The 15,035-nt window shown below is 73.6% G+C and carries 12 protein-coding genes; 4 read left to right on the forward strand and 8 right to left on the reverse strand.

Translation table 11 applies throughout. From position 1 onward, the window contains the following. Positions 1-411 precede the first annotated feature (411 nt). Both ABZ312_RS04525 and ABZ312_RS04530 read left to right on the forward strand, forming a co-directional pair. Entirely contained in the window at positions 412-780 is a 369-nt protein-coding gene (locus tag ABZ312_RS04525; RefSeq protein ID WP_499510848.1) for a hypothetical protein, read from the forward strand. Next, positions 773-1,216 carry a hypothetical protein gene (locus ABZ312_RS04530; RefSeq protein WP_500436454.1) on the forward strand — a complete coding sequence of 148 codons (444 nt, stop codon included), beginning with the start codon at positions 773-775 and terminating at the stop codon, positions 1,214-1,216. The genes ABZ312_RS04525 and ABZ312_RS04530 overlap by 8 nt, the downstream gene beginning before the upstream one ends. Positions 1,217-1,229: 13 nt before the next feature. On the opposite strand, the gene ABZ312_RS04535 is transcribed toward ABZ312_RS04530, so the two are convergent. The 3 genes from ABZ312_RS04535 to ABZ312_RS04545 all read right to left on the reverse strand — a co-directional run bounded on the left by ABZ312_RS04535 (position 1,230) and on the right by ABZ312_RS04545 (position 3,670). Then, positions 1,230-1,739 (reverse strand): GNAT family N-acetyltransferase, encoded by a 510-nt coding sequence (locus ABZ312_RS04535; protein WP_500322372.1) that lies wholly within the window; start codon positions 1,737-1,739, stop codon positions 1,230-1,232. 123 nt (positions 1,740-1,862) lie between these two features. Next, entirely contained in the window at positions 1,863-2,387 is a 525-nt protein-coding gene (locus ABZ312_RS04540; protein ID WP_500322371.1) for a sigma-70 family RNA polymerase sigma factor, read from the reverse strand. Positions 2,388-2,476: 89 nt separating this feature from the next. Further along, positions 2,477-3,670, reverse strand: a complete 1,194-nt coding sequence (locus tag ABZ312_RS04545; RefSeq protein ID WP_500322370.1) for a glycerophosphodiester phosphodiesterase — start codon at positions 3,668-3,670, stop codon at positions 2,477-2,479. Positions 3,671-3,971: 301 nt separating this feature from the next. Between ABZ312_RS04545 and ABZ312_RS04550 the strand changes: the two genes are divergently transcribed. Then, positions 3,972-4,628, forward strand: coding sequence for a lysophospholipid acyltransferase family protein (locus tag ABZ312_RS04550; protein WP_500322404.1), 657 nt, complete (start codon positions 3,972-3,974; stop codon positions 4,626-4,628). 21 nt (positions 4,629-4,649) lie between these two features. Here ABZ312_RS04550 and ABZ312_RS04555 read toward each other — a convergent pair whose 3' ends face one another. Continuing rightward, positions 4,650-9,068: a tetratricopeptide repeat protein gene (locus ABZ312_RS04555; protein WP_500436456.1), complete on the reverse strand. Its 4,419-nt coding sequence runs from the start codon at positions 9,066-9,068 to the stop codon at positions 4,650-4,652. A 161-nt stretch (positions 9,069-9,229) separates the two neighbouring features. On the opposite strand from ABZ312_RS04555, the gene ABZ312_RS04560 reads away from it, so the two are divergent. Continuing rightward, positions 9,230-9,952 (forward strand): hypothetical protein, encoded by a 723-nt coding sequence (locus ABZ312_RS04560; protein ID WP_500322367.1) that lies wholly within the window; start codon positions 9,230-9,232, stop codon positions 9,950-9,952. A 31-nt stretch (positions 9,953-9,983) separates the two neighbouring features. On the opposite strand, the gene ABZ312_RS04565 is transcribed toward ABZ312_RS04560, so the two are convergent. From ABZ312_RS04565 to ABZ312_RS04580, 4 genes are all read right to left on the reverse strand, one after another. Further along, entirely contained in the window at positions 9,984-11,432 is a 1,449-nt protein-coding gene (locus ABZ312_RS04565; RefSeq protein ID WP_500358401.1) for an MFS transporter, read from the reverse strand. Beyond that, complete coding sequence (locus ABZ312_RS04570; protein WP_500322364.1) at positions 11,429-11,986, reverse strand: TetR/AcrR family transcriptional regulator; 558 nt, start codon at positions 11,984-11,986, stop codon at positions 11,429-11,431. Before ABZ312_RS04570 ends, ABZ312_RS04565 begins: the two co-directional genes overlap by 4 nt. A gap of 99 nt (positions 11,987-12,085) precedes the next feature. Then, positions 12,086-13,513, reverse strand: a complete 1,428-nt coding sequence (argH, locus tag ABZ312_RS04575; protein ID WP_500322363.1) for an argininosuccinate lyase — start codon at positions 13,511-13,513, stop codon at positions 12,086-12,088. Between the two features lie 90 nt (positions 13,514-13,603). Next, positions 13,604-14,797 carry an argininosuccinate synthase gene (locus tag ABZ312_RS04580; protein ID WP_499510858.1) on the reverse strand — a complete coding sequence of 398 codons (1,194 nt, stop codon included), beginning with the start codon at positions 14,795-14,797 and terminating at the stop codon, positions 13,604-13,606. Between the last annotated feature and the right edge of the window lie 238 nt (positions 14,798-15,035).

A 15,035-nucleotide genomic window follows, 5' to 3' on the forward strand; every position in this document is an offset into this window, starting at 1 on the left:
CACACGGGGCGTATGGACCGCGGACATGGCATGGCTGCGCCCCTCGGAGGGCGTGGGAGAAAGGTCAGCAGTGGGTGCCGGGCGGCTGGGGGTCGTGCGCCAGCCGGCAGCGGCGGAAGGTCTGCTGCAGTTCCAGGTCCATGGGGAGGTGCGATCCGTGGCAGGAGGGGCGGGTCTCGCTTCGGGGCGCGAGACTCAGGTGGCGTGGGCCCTCAGCGTGCACACATTCGACACATACGACGAACACCGGGCGTCATCGCCTCGGTCGCGCGGCAGCGGCGGTTCGTCGTGGTCATGCGCACCAGTAAAGCAGACGCCCGTACGGCGTACCAATATCCGATCCCGCCGTCCGGAATGTGGACACCCAGGGGGTGGGGACCCGGCGATTCCCGCCCGTAATAGAGTCGCGCCATGCTCGACGCGCTCACGATCGTGGTCTCGGCCACGGCGCTGCTCCTGGCCTCCTGGTGCGGTTACGCGGCCTTCCGCGACCAGCCCACCAAGGACTGGCACTTCATCGGCATGGCCCTGGTGGCGGTGCTGGCGCTGGTCCAGCTGGTGATAGGAGTGGTCAAGCTCACCGGTGGCGAGAAGCCGGTGGACGGAACGACGATCTTCGTGGCGTACCTGATCGGCGCGGCCTGCACCGTCCCGGCGGCGGGCTTCATGTCGCTGACCGAGCGGACCCGCTGGGGCTCGGCGATCGTGGCCGCAGGCGGGGTGGTCCTGGCCGTGCTCGAGGTGCGGCTCCACGACATCTGGGGAGGCGTCAGTGCCTGAGACCGCGAAGGGCAGTACTGCGCCGGCCGCCGCCGAGCGCGGGATCGGCCGCGGGCCGGGCAGGCTGCTGCTCTCCCTGTACGGGGTCTTCACCGTCGCCGCGCTCTCCCGCGCGGTCGTGCAGATCAGCCTGCAGTTCGACGAGGCGCCGCTGGCCTACCTGCTCTCGCTGCTGGCGGGCGTCCTCTACACGGTGATCACGGTGGCCCTGTGGCGGGGCGGCGAGGGCGCGCGGAAGGTGGCGCTGGTCAGCTGCACCCTCGAACTGGTCGGCGTGCTGACCGTGGGCACGCTGACGCTGGTCGACTCCGGGGCGTTCCCGGACCAGACCGTGTGGTCCGACTACGGCATGGGCTACCTGTTCCTGCCCGTCGTCGTGCCGGTGACCGGCCTGCTGTGGCTGCGCCGGCAGGCACGGCCACAGCAGGACTCCTGATCCTGACGCGGGCTCAGGCGCTCGCGGCGTAGGTCTCGGGCCGGTCGGCCGGCTTCTCCATGTGCACCAGGCTCAGTTGCCGGGTGACCGGTTCGACGCTGCCCACCTGCGCGTAGCCCAGCTTGCGGTACAGCCGCAGGTTGAACTCGCTGCGGTGACCGGTGAAGAGCCGGTACCGCTTGGCCTCGCTCTCCGCGGCCAGCCGCTCCTCGATGGCCCGCAGCAGACGGCCGCCGAGTCCGTGCCGCTGCATGCGGGGGTGGACGATCAGCTTGGCGATCCGCGCGGTGCCGTCCTCGTCCACGGAACCGCGGACCGAACCCACCACCTCCTCGCCGAGCCGGGCCACCACCACGACCCCGCCCTCGAGTTCGGCGCGCAGCGCGTCGAGGGTCTGGGTCAGCGGTTCTATGCCGTAGTCCCCGTACAGTGCGGCTTCGTCCTGGTAGCAGAGGTACTGCAGTTTGAGGATCTTCTCGGCGTCGTCGACGGTCGCCGCAGAGATGGTCACGCTCATGCCCATGTGCGCTGGCCTCTCCTTCGAGTCCGCCCGGGCCGCGGGGGGTGAGGGTGCGGCGCGGGACGTTGCCCTGAATCGTTTCCGGAAGGCGGCGCGGCCGTGCACAAGCGTCCGTACGCCGACTGTTTACGGTGCATTACCCCGTCGTACGGGTGCTGCAACCCCGGTTGCGAGGATCGTACGCAGGCAACTCAAGCACCGGGAACGCATCGGCCCGAGGCTGCCCTGTGAGATTCCCAACTCCCGGGAGATTTCCCGGTAAGTGGGGTCGGAACGGGAGATCAGGGCGGATACCAGCTCGGGACAGCGCCCGGGCAGCCGGCGTGCGGCGGCCAGCAGGGTGCGCCGCTGCTCGGCGGCGAGCACCTGCTGTTCGGTGCTCGGCAGGGCCGCGGCGGCGGGGTGGCGGCCGGGGCCGTACGGCGTCTCCCGGCGGGCCCGGCGCACGGCGAGGCGGGCCTCGGCCCGCACCGCACGGCGCAGCCAGCGGGCGGGGTCGGCGGGCGGCTCGGGGAGCTCCAGCAACCGCAGCCACACGGACTGTTCGAGGTCGGCCGCCTCGATGCAGGCGGGGACCGACTCGGCCGCGGCCTCGGCGGCGAGCAGCGGCCGGATGGCGGCCAGTTCTTCGTGTCGTACGCGCGGGGTCATGCCCGCCGGGACACCCGTGCCGCGCCGGGTGGTTGCCCCCTGGCGGGGGAACCACCCGTGCGCGGGAGGGGATCACCTCGTGTTGACGATCACTTCCGGCCGAGGAAGTCCGCGCGGGCCAGGAGCGCGGTGTCGCAGTTGTCCGAGAAGATGCCGTCGATGCCCTGCTCGAAGTAGACCTTGAAGGCGCCGAAGGCGTCGCCGTAGGCGTTGGGGTCCGTGCCGACCCGGAAGTCGGCGGGCAGGAAGCTGTTCTCGTTGCGCATCGTGTAGGGGTGCAGGATCAGCCCGGCCTTGTGGGCGTCGCGCACCAGCGTGGTGGGCGTGCCGAGCTTGCCAGCCGCGTCACGCGGGATGATCAGGTTCAGGGTGGGGCCGATGCCCTGGGCGAAGCCGGCGATCCACTTCAGGCCGGCCGGGGTGACGAGGTCGGCGACCGTGCGCGGGTCCCCGGCGGCGACGAAGTCGTACGGACGGGTGGTCGCCGCGTCCAGCAGGACGACCTTGGGGTTGCGCAGGCCGAGCGCGCCGAGCCGCTGGATGCTGCCGGGCTCGAAGGACTGCAGGAACAGCGGGGAGTTGCGCTTGTCGCGGCCGTAGCGGCGCAGCAGCTTGGCGAGCCGCTCCTCCAGGCCCAGGCCGATGCCGCGGAAGTAGGTGGGGTGCTTGGTCTCGACGTGCAGCCAGACCGCCTTGCCGCGCTTGCGGCCCTGCTCGTCGGCCCAGCGCAGCACCTCCTCGAAGGTGGGCACCTCCCAGTGGCCGTCGTAGAGGGTGTTGCGCTGCCGCTGTGCGGGCAGGCGCTCGACCGCGCGCAGGGTCTTGAGCTCGGCGAGGGTGAAGTCATCGGTGAACCAGCCGGTGGTGGCGACCCCGTCGATGGTCTTGGTGGTCCTGCGGGAGGCGAACTCGGGGTGGTCGGCGACGTCCGTGGTGCCGCCGATCTCCGGCTCGTGGCGGCAGACGAGGTGCCCGTCCTTGGTGGGGACGACGTCCTGCTCGATGACGTCGGCGCCGAGGTCGAGGGCGAGCTGGTACGAGCCCAGGGTGTGCTCGGGGCGGTAGCCGCTCGCACCGCGGTGGCCGACGACGGTCGGGACCGGCAGCGGGAGGACGGGGACGGAACCGTGCGAGGAGCCGTGCGAGGAGTCCCGCTCGCCGGCCACGGCGGTGCCCGCGCCGCCGAGCACGGTGACGCCGGCGCCGAGCGCCGCGGCCCCGATCAGTGCCCGGCGCCCGGGCCCCCTGCGCTGCTCCCGGCCGCCCTGCTGCTCGTGCGTCATGTGCGCTCCCTCGTGTCGGCCGAACGTCTGTCCGGATCCTGCCAAGCGACGCGCGCATCGTAGGCGGGCCGGTGTTGCCGTCGGGCGGCGAGCGACGGAACGCGACGGAAACGCAGATCAACAATGCGTACCGGTCGTGTGAACCCGGTGTGCGTGTCGCGACGTGGCGGAAGTATCGTCCTCACCGGGGGAGGCGCACACTGGTGGGCGAACCCCCGCGGGCGTCCGGCCGGACTCCCGCCGACCACGACCGGAGGACCCGTTGTTCCGCATCATCCTCAAGGCACTGCTCGGAGCACTGATGCGCGTCCTGTTCCGCCCCAGGGTCGAGGGCGCGGAGCACATCCCGGGCGACGGTCCCGTGATCCTCGCCGGCAACCACGTCACGTTCATCGACTCGATGTTCCTGTCCCTGGTCGTGAAGCGTCAGGTCTTCTTCATCGGCAAGGACGAGTACGTCACCACCCCCGGGATCAAGGGCCGGCTGATGGCGGCCTTCTTCACCTCCGTCGGCATGATCCCCGTGGACCGCGACGGCGGTCACGGCGGCGTCGCCGCGCTCATGACCGGTCGTCGCATCCTGGACGAGGGCAGGGTCTTCGGCATCTACCCCGAGGGCACCCGCTCCCCCGACGGCCGTCTCTACCGCGGCCGCACGGGCGTGTCGCGGCTGGCACTGATGACCGGGGCGCCGGTCGTCCCGTTCGCGATGGTGGGCACCGAGCGGATCCAGCCGGGTGGCGCCGGCGTCCCGCGGGTGCACCGCTTCACCGTCCGCTTCGGCAAGCCGCTGGAGTTCTCCCGCTACGAGGGCATGGACCGCGACCGCTACGTGCTGCGTGCCGTCACCGACGAGGTGATGAGCCACGTGATGCTGCTGTCCGGCCAGGAGTACGTCGACATCTACGCCACGAAGGCGAAGGCGTCCAAGGCCACGGACCACGCGACGGCGGCGTAGCACCCCTGCACCCCTCCCCGCTCACAGGCGCGGCATCCGGCCGACCGGCCCGTTGCCGGCGGGCGTCCGCGCCGGGGTGAGCACGACCTCGCCGCGTGGGCCGCGGGAGATCTGGCCGATGCTCGCCGACAGGTCGGCCTCCATCCCGCCCGGGAGTTTGAGCCGGATCAGCACCGGCAGCAGGAACCCGACCGCGATGAGCCCGGCCAGCACCGGCGTCAGCGTCGTGAGCATCACGGCGGTGACGTGGTGCTTCCACAGGAAGTCGACCCAGGCCGCGGCGAGGACGGCGGTCGCCACGAGCACCAGCACCGCGCTGCTCAGCCGGCTCCCCCGGGCGGCCCGGGCGTCCTCCTCCAGCAGCCGCAGCGCCCGCTCCGCGTCCTGGTGCGCCGGGTCGAGGCGGCGGCAGCGGGTCAGGAAACGCCGGGCCCGGCTCCGGTGGAGCAGTTTCAGCCGGACGTCCACGGTCTGCGTGCCCAGGCGCTGCTCCACGACACCCGCCACGAAGTGCGGTTCGGCCTCGCGCTCGGCCAGCCGGATCGCGGCCCGGGCCTCCACGCCCGCGTCGTGGTAACGGTCGGCGCTCTGCTCGGCGTCGCCGGCCTGCACCAGCAGGCGCGCGAGCGCGAGCCGCAGCTGCCACTCCGGCTGGTCCCGCACCCCGCGCCGGCCCAGCACACGCCGCAGTTCCTCCTCGGCGGCGCCGAGGTCCCCCGCGCCCTCCGCCAGCGCCACCGCGAGCCCGAGGGCCGCGCTGCCGCTGTCCGGGTCCACCGCGACGGCCCGGCGGAACTCCCCGGCCGCCTCCGCCAGTGTGACGGCGCCTGCGCCCTCCCGGGCCCGGTGCAGTGCCAGGCTGCCCAGTTCGACGTGGGCCTGCACGTCGTACCAGTCCAGTTCCACGGCCCGCCGCAGCACGGTCTCGGCCTGCGTGTACCGGCCGAGCTGCACGTGGAGCGCGCCCAGTTCGGTGTGCGAGCGCCCGTACGGGTCCAGTTCCACGGCCCGGGACAGGTGCCGCTCGGCGGCGGCGGGCTCCCCACGCCGGTGCGCGATCAGCCCGAGGCAGGTGTGGGCGACGGCGTTGCGCGGGTCCTCACGGCTGACGGCACGGCAGTGGGCGGCCGCCTCGGCGAGGCGCTCGTCCGCCTGCGGGCCGCCGGGGGCGAGGTCCGCCAGGCGCACCAACGACCAGGCGCGGCCGACCCGGAAGTCGTGGTCGTGCGGCCACTGCCGCAGGGTCTCCCCGAAGGCGTCCGCCGCGTCCAGCGGACGCTGGTCCATCAGCGCGACCCAGCCGGTCGCGGCACGGGCCTCGGCCCGGCCGAGGGGACCGGGGGCGGACTCCAGCAGCTCGTCCAGGACCCGCCGGGCCGTGCTGTGGTCGCCGCGCTCCGCGTGCACCGCCGCCAGCTCGAACCGGATGGACGTCAGGTGCGGGCGGCCTCGGGTGAACTCCTCGACGCAGCTCTCGGCCTCGTCCAGGCTGCCGCATTCGCGCAGTGCGGTGGCCCGCTGGTCGTGGGCGGCCACGCTGTACGGGTCGTCGGCCAGGGCGCGTTCGCACTGGGCCAGGGCCTCGTCGTACCGGTGCTGCTCGCGGAGCACGGCGGCCAGCCGGCACCGCACGGACACCGCGTCCGGGACCCGGCCGAGCAGCGCCTCCGCGGCCTGTTCCGCCTCCTGGAAGCGGCCCAGCCCGGCGAGGGTGCCGATCAGCAGCCGGCACGCCCACTCGTGGTCCGGTTCGAGCTGCAGGGCCCGCCGCAGGTGGGGCAGTGCCTCCTCCCGGCGGTAGGTGCCGGCGAGCACCTGGGCCGTCGCGACGTGCGCGGCGGCGATCTCCGGGTGGCTGCCGCGCGCACGGCGCGCCACGGCCTCCGCCTCGTTCCACCGCCGCAGCGCGCACAGCACCTCCACCTTGAAGGTCAGCGTGCGGACGCGGTCGGGCCGCAGGACGAGGGCGCGGTCGACGCTCTCCAGGCACTCCGCGTCCCTGTCCTGGTCCCACAGGCAGTAGGCCAGGTCCATGTGGGCGTCCGGAGCCGTGGGACGGCGTTCCACGCTGCGCCGCAGCACCTGCTCCGCCTCGTCCCAGCGCCGGGAGCGGCGCAGCACCCAGGCCAGCAGACCCACGGCGTCGGCGGCACCACCGGTGAGTTCGCCGGCGCGCCGGGCGAACGGCAGCGCGTCGCCGGGGCGTTCCATCGCCGAGTACAACCGGCCCACGGCGATCAGCACGTGCGGGTCCTCGGGCCGCAGCCCGGCCGCCTCCTCCGCGGCCCGCTCGGCCTCGTCCCAGCGCCCGAGCTTGCGCAGTACCGAGAGCCTGCCGAGCAGCGCGTCCCGGTGGTCCGGTTCACGCCGCAGCGCCTCCTCGTACGCCGCGCACTCCTCTGCCGGGCGGTCCAGCTCGGCGAAGAGCCAGGCGAGCACGCAGGGGCCCGCGGCCGAGCGGGGCGTCGCGGCGGCGGCCCGGCCCGCGGCCGACTCGGCCGCGGGCCCGTCTCCGCGGCCGAGGTGCGCCGCGGTGAGCAGTTCCAGCGCCTCCACGTCGTCCGGACGCAGGCGCAGGCACTCCTCGGCCGCGGCCAGGGCCGCGTCGTAATCGTCCCGCCCCAGGGCCGTCCTGGCACGCTGGGCGGCCACGACGTCGGCGGGTACGCCGCAGCGCGCGGCCTCCTCCAGGGCGGCCTCGGCCTCGTCCCACCGTTCCGCCTCCCGGAGGCCGTCGAGCCGCGCGCCGTGCGCCTGCGCCGAGTTGCCGTCGAGCAGCAGGGCGCGGTCGACGGCGGCCAGTGCCTCGTCGGTGCGCTCCGCGGCGAACAGGACCGTCGCCAGGAGGGCTTGGGCCTCGGGGTCGTCGGCGGCGGCCTCGGCGCACTGCCGGGCGGCGGCCTCGGCGTCGGCGAGACGTCCGAGCCCGCGCAGGGACCGCACGCGCAGGCGGGCCGCGAAGCGGCGTCCCGGTTCCGCCCGCAGCGCGGCCTCGCACTCCTCCAGTGCCCGCGCATACTGCTCCCGCGCGTAGGACAGGCAGGCCTGTTCCTCCAGGAGCAGCCCCTCCAGGTCTCCGGTGCGGTCCGCGGCACGCACCGAGGCGATCAGGTCCGCCGCGTCGTCCCAGCGGTGGGCGCTGCGCAGCAGGGCCAGGGCGCGCTCGATCAGGGAGGTGTCTGCGGGGTCGAGCTCCCTGGCGCGTGCCAGGGCGGCGAGCGCCTCGTCGTACCGGGCGGCCGCGCCCAGGGCCCAGGCGAGGCTCGCCAGTGCCTCCGGGTCGGCGGGCCGCAGCGCGGCCGCGTGCCCGACGGCCGCGACGGCCCCGTCCACGTCGCCGCCGCGCAGCAGCAGCTCGGCGCGGACGCCCAAGCCCCAGCCGGAGCAGGGATCGAGTGCCAGCGCCTCCTCGGTGAGGGCCAGGGCGCGGTCGGGTGCTCCGCCGGCGAGTTCGGCGACGGCCAGTTCGAGCCTGACGCCGGGCGAGTACCCGCACGCCCGCACCGCCCGCCGGCCCGTGGCCAGCGCTCCCGCCAGGTCGCCGCGCAGCCGCTGCACCGCGGCCTTGTACTCCCACGCGAGCGCCCAGCGCGGTTCGAGCGCCAGCGCCCGGTCGCAGGCCAGGGCGGCCTCGTCCCGGCGGCCGAGTTCCAGGAGGCAGCGGGCGTGTTCGACGTGCGCGTCGGGCCGGCGGCCGTACCGGGCCACGAGGCGCTCGGCGGCCTCCAGTGCGGCCCGGCCCGTCCCCCGGCCGCTCTCGTACCTGGCCTCCGCCGTCAGTACGGCGATGTCGTCCCTGTCCAGGGAGCGGGCGGAGACCAGCTTGGCGTGGGCGACCTCGCCCCCGCTCCGGCTCGCCGCGATCCGTACGGCTGCGCAGCGGACCTCGACGGGGTCGGCGAGGCCGCGCTCGGCGTCCTCCAGTCCCCGCAGCGCGGCCGCGGTGTCGCCCAGTTCGACACGCGTCCACGCGGCGCCGATCCAGCCCTCCGCGTGGCGCGGTCCGACGGCGGTGGCCCGCTCGAAGGCCGCCAGTGCCTCGTCCCAGCGGCAGGCGTTGTGGTGCAGCCAGCCCAGCGCGGTGTGGACGTCCACGGCCTCCGGGAGCCGCGCCGCGGCCGCCGTGCCCTCGGCCAGGGCCTCGTCGTGGCGGCCCATGCGGTCCAGGGCCGCCACGCGCCACCCCGCCGCCGGGCCGCATTCCGGGTCGTGGCGCAGGGCCGTGGCGAACTCCGCCAGCGCCGCGGAGTGTTCGTACTGCCGCAGCCGCAACCGGCCCCGCGCGACGTGCAGTCGGGCCGTTCGCCCCGGGTCGCCTTCCGCCCGGGCGAGTTCGGCGCCGATGAGGGCCTCGGCCTCCTCGTAGCGGCAGTCGAGGGTGTGCTCCCTCAGGACGGCCAGGACGTCGGTGTCCTGGCCGGACTGTGCGTCCGTGCTCATGGCGCTCCCTCCCCCGCGGCGGGTACCGGCAGCATACGGACTGCAAACCCGCCTCGCTCGCCGGGAGTTGACGTCGGTGGTCAGCGCGGGCACCGGTGCAACCCGCCGGCCCTCGTGGCGCGTCCCTCCGATTGACGGATCCGCCGGGGGCGGGGGGACGCGTGCAGTACATCGAGGTCACGGAGCTGGCAGGGGTACGGTCGGCGGTCATCCGCTTCCGCAGCCGTGCGACGGCGCTGACCTTCGAGCTGTACCCGATGGTCCACCTGGCGGAGCCGGCGTTCTACGCGGAGGTGACGGCCCGTCTGCGCGCCTCGTGCGATCTGGTGATCGCCGAGGGCGTCCGGGGCGGTACGGCGGCGCTGGCGCTCACGCGGTCGTACCGCAGCCTCGCGGGCCACGAACGTCTGGGACTGGTCGTCCAGGACATCGACTTCGCCACGCTGGGCGTGCCCGTGGTGTGCCCGGACATGACCGGTGAGGAGTTCGACGACAGGTGGCGGCGGGTGCCGCTCAGGGAGCGCGCGACGCTGGCCGCGCTCATCCCCGTCTACGTCGCGGGCATGCGGCTGCTCGGTACGCGCCGGTTCCTCGCCCGGCACCTGCAGCTGGAGGACCTGCCCGGCGACGACGAGGTGGAGGCCGCGGAATTCTGGACGGGGACGGACGACCTGGTCGTGCACCGGCGCGACCGCCTGCTGATCGACGCGGTGACGCATGTGCACCACGCCCGCGCCGGCCGTCCCGAGCCGTTCACCGCCGGGATCCTGTACGGCGCGGGGCACATGCGCGCGGTGACCACGGCGCTGATGGACCTGGGCTACACGCCCGCCGGCTCGCAGTGGCTGACGGTCTTCACGCTCGACGACCCCGGGGCCGCCTGACCGGGCCCCGGACGGTCAGGCCGTCAGCCCGTCAGCGGCCCACCGGGGTGACCCGGCCGTCCGCGAGCCGCTGGCCGCGCAGCAGGCGCCAGGCGGCGGTGGCCGCCAGCAGCAGGACGGCGCCCCCGGCGGCGGAGGCGGCGCGCAGGCCGTCCGTGAAGGCGGCGGGGTCGGCCGAGGCCGGGCCGCCGGAGATGCCGGTGACCACGGAGCCCAGGAGGGCGATGCCAAGGGCGGCGCCGAGTTCGTACGCGGTCTCGGAGACACCGGAGGCGGCACCGGCCTGCTGCGGCGGGACGCTGGAGAGGATGACGTCGGCCGTGACGGTGAACGACAGCCCGGCTCCGGCGCCGACGACCAGCAGGGCCGCGCCGAGGAAGAGGTAGCCCGTGCCGGGGCGCAGGGCCAGGAGGGCGGTCAGGGCGAGTCCGGTGGCGCCGAGGCCGCCCGTGACGGCGACCCGGACCGACCAGCGGCGCGCGACGGCGCCCGCGACGAGCCCGGTGGCGGCGGCGCCGAGGGTCGCCGGGAGTTCGCACAGTCCCGCCTGGAGCGGGGAGCGGCCCTGGACGAGCTGGAGGAACTGGGAGAGGAAGAAGACGCTCCCGGCGAGCCCGAGCACGGTGAGCAGGTCCGCCAGCACCGCGCCGGAGAAGCCCAGGTGCCGGAACAGACGCATGTCCAGCAGCGGCTTGGACAGGGCGAGTTGCCTGCGGACGAAGGTGTACAGGCAGGCCGCGCCGAGGACGCCGGCACCGGCCGCGCCGGGTCCGGGTCCGTGCACGGCGAGCTGCTTGACGCAGTAGACGACGCCGAACATGCCCAGCAGCGAGAGCAGGACGCTGGCCGGGTCCCACGGGCCGGGCGCCGGGTCGCGGGACTCGGGCAGCAACCGGGCGCCCACGACGAGCAGCAGGGCCATGACGGGCAGGTTGATGAGGAAGACCGAGCCCCACCAGAAGTGCTCGAGGAGGATCCCGCCGGCGACCGGGCCGAGGGCGGCGCCCGCGGTCGAGACGGCGCCCCAGACGCCGATGGCGAAGCTCCGCTCGCGCGGGTCGGGGAAGAGGGTGCGGATCAGTGCGAGCGTGGACGGCATGAGGGTGGCGCCCGCGACGCCCATGAGGGCGCGGGCGGTGATGAGCATGCCGGGGGTGGTGGCGTACGCGGCGAGCACGGAGAGCGCGCCGAAGGCGGCGGTGCCGGTGAGCAGCAGCCGCTTGCGTCCGACGCGGTCGCCGAGGCCGCCCATGGAGACGAGCAGGCCGGCGATGACGAAGGAGTAGACGTCGCCGATCCACAGCAGTTGGGTGGAGGTGGGCCGCAGGTCCGCGCTGAGGAAGGGCACGGCCAGGCCGAGCACGGTGGCGTCGACGGCGATGAGCAGCAGCGCGAGGGTGAGGACGCAGAGGGCGAGCCAGCGCCCCGGGTGGCCGCGGTCGTCGTGGCGCGGGGTGGTGACGGGTGCGGCGGTGGTCACGACCCGCTCCGGGGGTCGCGCAGCATGCCGCCGAGCAGCAGTTCGGTGACCATGCGGGCGGGGTCGAGGCGGGCCATGCGGCCGTCCTGAACGGACCAGGCCGAAGCGGCGATGAGCGCGTACAGCGCCTCGACGAGCCAGGCGGGGGTCAGGTCGTAGCGGAACGCGCCGTCTTCCTGGCCGCGCCGGAAGAGGGCGGCGACCCGGGCGTCGATGCGCGCCCAGCCCTCGTTGATCTCGGCGACGTCGTAGATCTGGTTCTCGCCGTAGAGGAAGGCCAGGAAACCGGAGACGGGCACGGCCTCGCTGATGAGCCGGCGGACGGCCTCGACGGGGTCGCCCTCCTCGATGCGCGCCGCGTCCAGGCGCTCCTCGGTCTGCGCGATGCCGAGCAGGCCGAGGGCCCGCACCAGCGCGTCCCGGCCGGGGAAGTGCCGGTGGAGCGTGGCCCGGCTGATGCCGGCGGCCTTGGCGATCTCGTCCATGGAGGCGGTGGCGCGCCGCGACAGCAGGTCGGCCGCGTCCCGCAGGACCTGCTCACGATCGAAGCTCATGAGACAAGGCTAACCCATATAAGACATCAGTGTCTCACGCGCGACGACGAAGAAGCCCGGCCGGGTGGACGGACCCGGCCGGGCTCCCTGCTCGCGGGATCAGCCCTTGGCCTGCGCCCACGCCAACTGGACGGCGAGGTCCCGCTTGACCTCGGCGAGCTGGACCACCACCGCCGACGGAGCGGTCCCGCCGCGACCGTCGCGGGCGGCCAGCGCGCCGGGCACGTTCAGCACGGTGCGCACCTCGGGAGCGAGGTGCGGGGAGATCTTGGCGAACTGCTCGTCGGTCAGCTGGTCCAGCTCGATGCCCTCGGCCTCGCAGACCTTGACGCACTCCCCCGCGACCTCGTGCGCGACACGGAAGGGCACGCCCCGCTTCACCAGCCACTCGGCGATGTCCGTGGCGAGCGAGAAGCCGGCCGGGGCGAGCTCCTCCATGCGCTCCCGGTTGACGGTGAGCGTGGCCATCATGCCCGTGAAGGCGGGCAGCAGGACCTCGAGGGTGTCGCAGGAGTCGAAGACCGGTTCCTTGTCCTCCTGCAGGTCGCGGTTGTACGCCAGGGGCAGCGCCTTCAGCGTGGCGAGCAGGCCGGTCAGGTTGCCGATGAGCCGCCCGGACTTGCCGCGGGCGAGTTCCGCGATGTCCGGGTTCTTCTTCTGCGGCATGATCGACGAGCCGGTGGAGAAGGCGTCGTGGAGGGTGACGAAGGAGAACTCCTTCGTGTTCCAGATGATGACCTCCTCCGCGATCCGCGAGAGGTCGACGCCGATCATGGCGGTGATGAAGGCGAACTCGGCGACGAAGTCGCGCGAGGCCGTGCCGTCGATGGAGTTGGCCACCGAGCCGTGCTCGAAGCCGAGGTCCCTGGCGACCGCCTCCGGGTCCAGCCCGAGCGAGGAACCGGCCAGCGCGCCGGAACCGTACGGGGACACCGCCGTGCGCTCGTCCCACTGGCGCAGCCGCTCGGCGTCCCGGGACAGCGCCTGGACGTGGGCGAGCACATGGTGGGCGAAGAGCACCGGCTGGGCGTGCTGCAGGTGGGTGCGGCCGGGCATGGCGACGTCGAAGTGCGTCTCGGCGAGCCGGACCAGGGCGTGCTGCAGCTCGGCGATCAGGCCGCCGATGATCCGGGCGTGGTCGCGCAGGTACATCCGGAAGAGCGTGGCGACCTGGTCGTTGCGGGACCGGCCGGCCCGCAGCTTGCCCCCGAGGTCGGGGCCGAGCCGCTCCAGCAGGCCGCGCTCCAGGGCGGTGTGGACGTCCTCGTCGGCGATGGTCCCGGTGAAGGAGCCGTCGGCGACGTCGGACTCCAGCTGGTCGAGGCCGGCGAGCATGCGGGTCAGCTCGACGTCGCTCAGCAGGCCCGCCTTGTGCAGCACGCGCGCGTGGGCGCGGGAGCCGGCGATGTCGTACGGCGCGAGCCGCCAGTCGAAGTGGACGGACGCGGAGAGCTTCGCCAGCGCCTCCGCGGGACCGTCGGCGAAACGGCCGCCCCAGAGCCGGACGTCGCCGCTGTTGGTGCTCACTGGTCTGCTCGCTTCCCTCGGGGGTGGATGTGCGGCCGCCTCCCCGCCGGCAGGGGCGGGGAGGCGGGCTGCCGTGGTCGAGGCTACTGACTACGCAAGGTCGCGCTTGGCCGCGATCTTCGACGACATGCCGAAGATCTCGATGAAGCCCTTCGAGAGCGACTGGTCGAACGTGTCGCCGGTGTCATAGGTCGCCAGGTTGAAGTCGTACAGGGACTGGTCGGACTTCCGGCCGGTGACGACGGCGCGGCCGCCGTGCAGGGTCATCCGGATGTCGCCGGTGACGTGCTGGTTGGCCTCGTCGATGAAGCCGTCCAGGGCCCGCTTGAGCGGGGAGAACCACAGGCCGTCGTAGACCAGCTCGCCCCAGCGCTGCTCGACCTGCCGCTTGTAGCGGGCGAGTTCGCGCTCGACGGTGACGTTCTCCAGCTCCTGGTGGGCGGTGATCAGGGCGATCGCGCCCGGAGCCTCGTACACCTCGCGGGACTTGATGCCGACCAGGCGGTCCTCGACCATGTCGATCCGGCCGACGCCCTGGGCGCCGGCGCGCTCGTTGAGCTGCTGGATGGCCTGCAGGACGGTGACCGGCTTGCCGTCGATCGCGACCGGGACGCCCTGCTTGAAGGTGATGACCACCTCGTCGGCCTCGCGGGGGCCGGCCGGGTTCTGGGTGTACTCGTAGACGTCCTCGATCGGGGCGTTCCAGATGTCTTCGAGGAAGCCGGTCTCGACGGCGCGTCCGAAGACGTTCTGGTCGATCGAGTAGGGGGACTTCTTGGTGGTGGCGATGGGGAGGTTCTTCTCCTCGCAGAACGCGATCGCCTTGTCCCGGGTCATCGCGTAGTCGCGGACCGGCGCGATGCAGGTCAGCTCGGGGGCGAGGGAGGAGATGCCGGCCTCGAAGCGGACCTGGTCGTTGCCCTTGCCGGTGCAGCCGTGGGCGACGATCGAGGCGCCGTGCTTCTTGGCGGCGGCCACCAGGTGCTTGACGATGGTCGGCCGGGAGAGCGCGGAGACCAGCGGGTAGCGGTCCATGTAGAGGGCGTTGGCCTTGATCGCCGGGAGGCAGTACTCGTCGGCGAACTCGTCCTTGGCGTCGGCGACCTCGGCCTCCACCGCGCCGCAGGCGAGCGCCCGCTTGCGGATGACGTCCAGGTCCTCGCCGCCCTGGCCGACGTCCACGGCCACGGCGATGACCTCGGCGCCGGTCTCCTCGGCGATCCATCCGATGGCGACGGAGGTGTCCAGTCCGCCCGAGTAGGCGAGTACGACGCGCTCGGTCACGGGTCTCTCCTTTGGTGCGCGAGGTCCGGTGCGTATGGCGGCGATGGTGGTGCATACGCTGTTGGGTATAAGTATGCACTCCCCCGCATGATTCGTCAATCGGCCGTGTCGTCGCAGCTCACAGGCGGGTCGGCCGCTCCCCGCGGCAGCCGCGCCCCGGACGCTCGGGCCGCCCGCACCCGGCCGCCCCGCGGAGCGCACGCAATACCACATCGCGGTACGGCGCGTGGTGGGAAAC

The organism is Streptomyces sp. NPDC006207 (assembly GCF_040613835.1).
Classification (GTDB): Bacteria; Actinomycetota; Actinomycetes; order Streptomycetales; family Streptomycetaceae; genus Actinacidiphila.

Coding starts and splice junctions, on each gene's coding strand:
- ABZ312_RS04545 (WP_500322370.1), bottom strand. CDS start 3,670: ATGACGCACGAGCAGCAGGGCGGCCGGGAGCAGCGCAGGGGGCCCGGG.
- ABZ312_RS04525 (WP_499510848.1), top strand. CDS start 412: ATGCTCGACGCGCTCACGATCGTGGTCTCGGCCACGGCGCTGCTCCTG.
- ABZ312_RS04535 (WP_500322372.1), bottom strand. CDS start 1,739: ATGGGCATGAGCGTGACCATCTCTGCGGCGACCGTCGACGACGCCGAG.
- ABZ312_RS04540 (WP_500322371.1), bottom strand. CDS start 2,387: ATGACCCCGCGCGTACGACACGAAGAACTGGCCGCCATCCGGCCGCTG.
- ABZ312_RS04570 (WP_500322364.1), bottom strand. CDS start 11,986: ATGAGCTTCGATCGTGAGCAGGTCCTGCGGGACGCGGCCGACCTGCTG.
- ABZ312_RS04555 (WP_500436456.1), bottom strand. CDS start 9,068: ATGAGCACGGACGCACAGTCCGGCCAGGACACCGACGTCCTGGCCGTC.
- ABZ312_RS04550 (WP_500322404.1), top strand. CDS start 3,972: ATGCGCGTCCTGTTCCGCCCCAGGGTCGAGGGCGCGGAGCACATCCCG.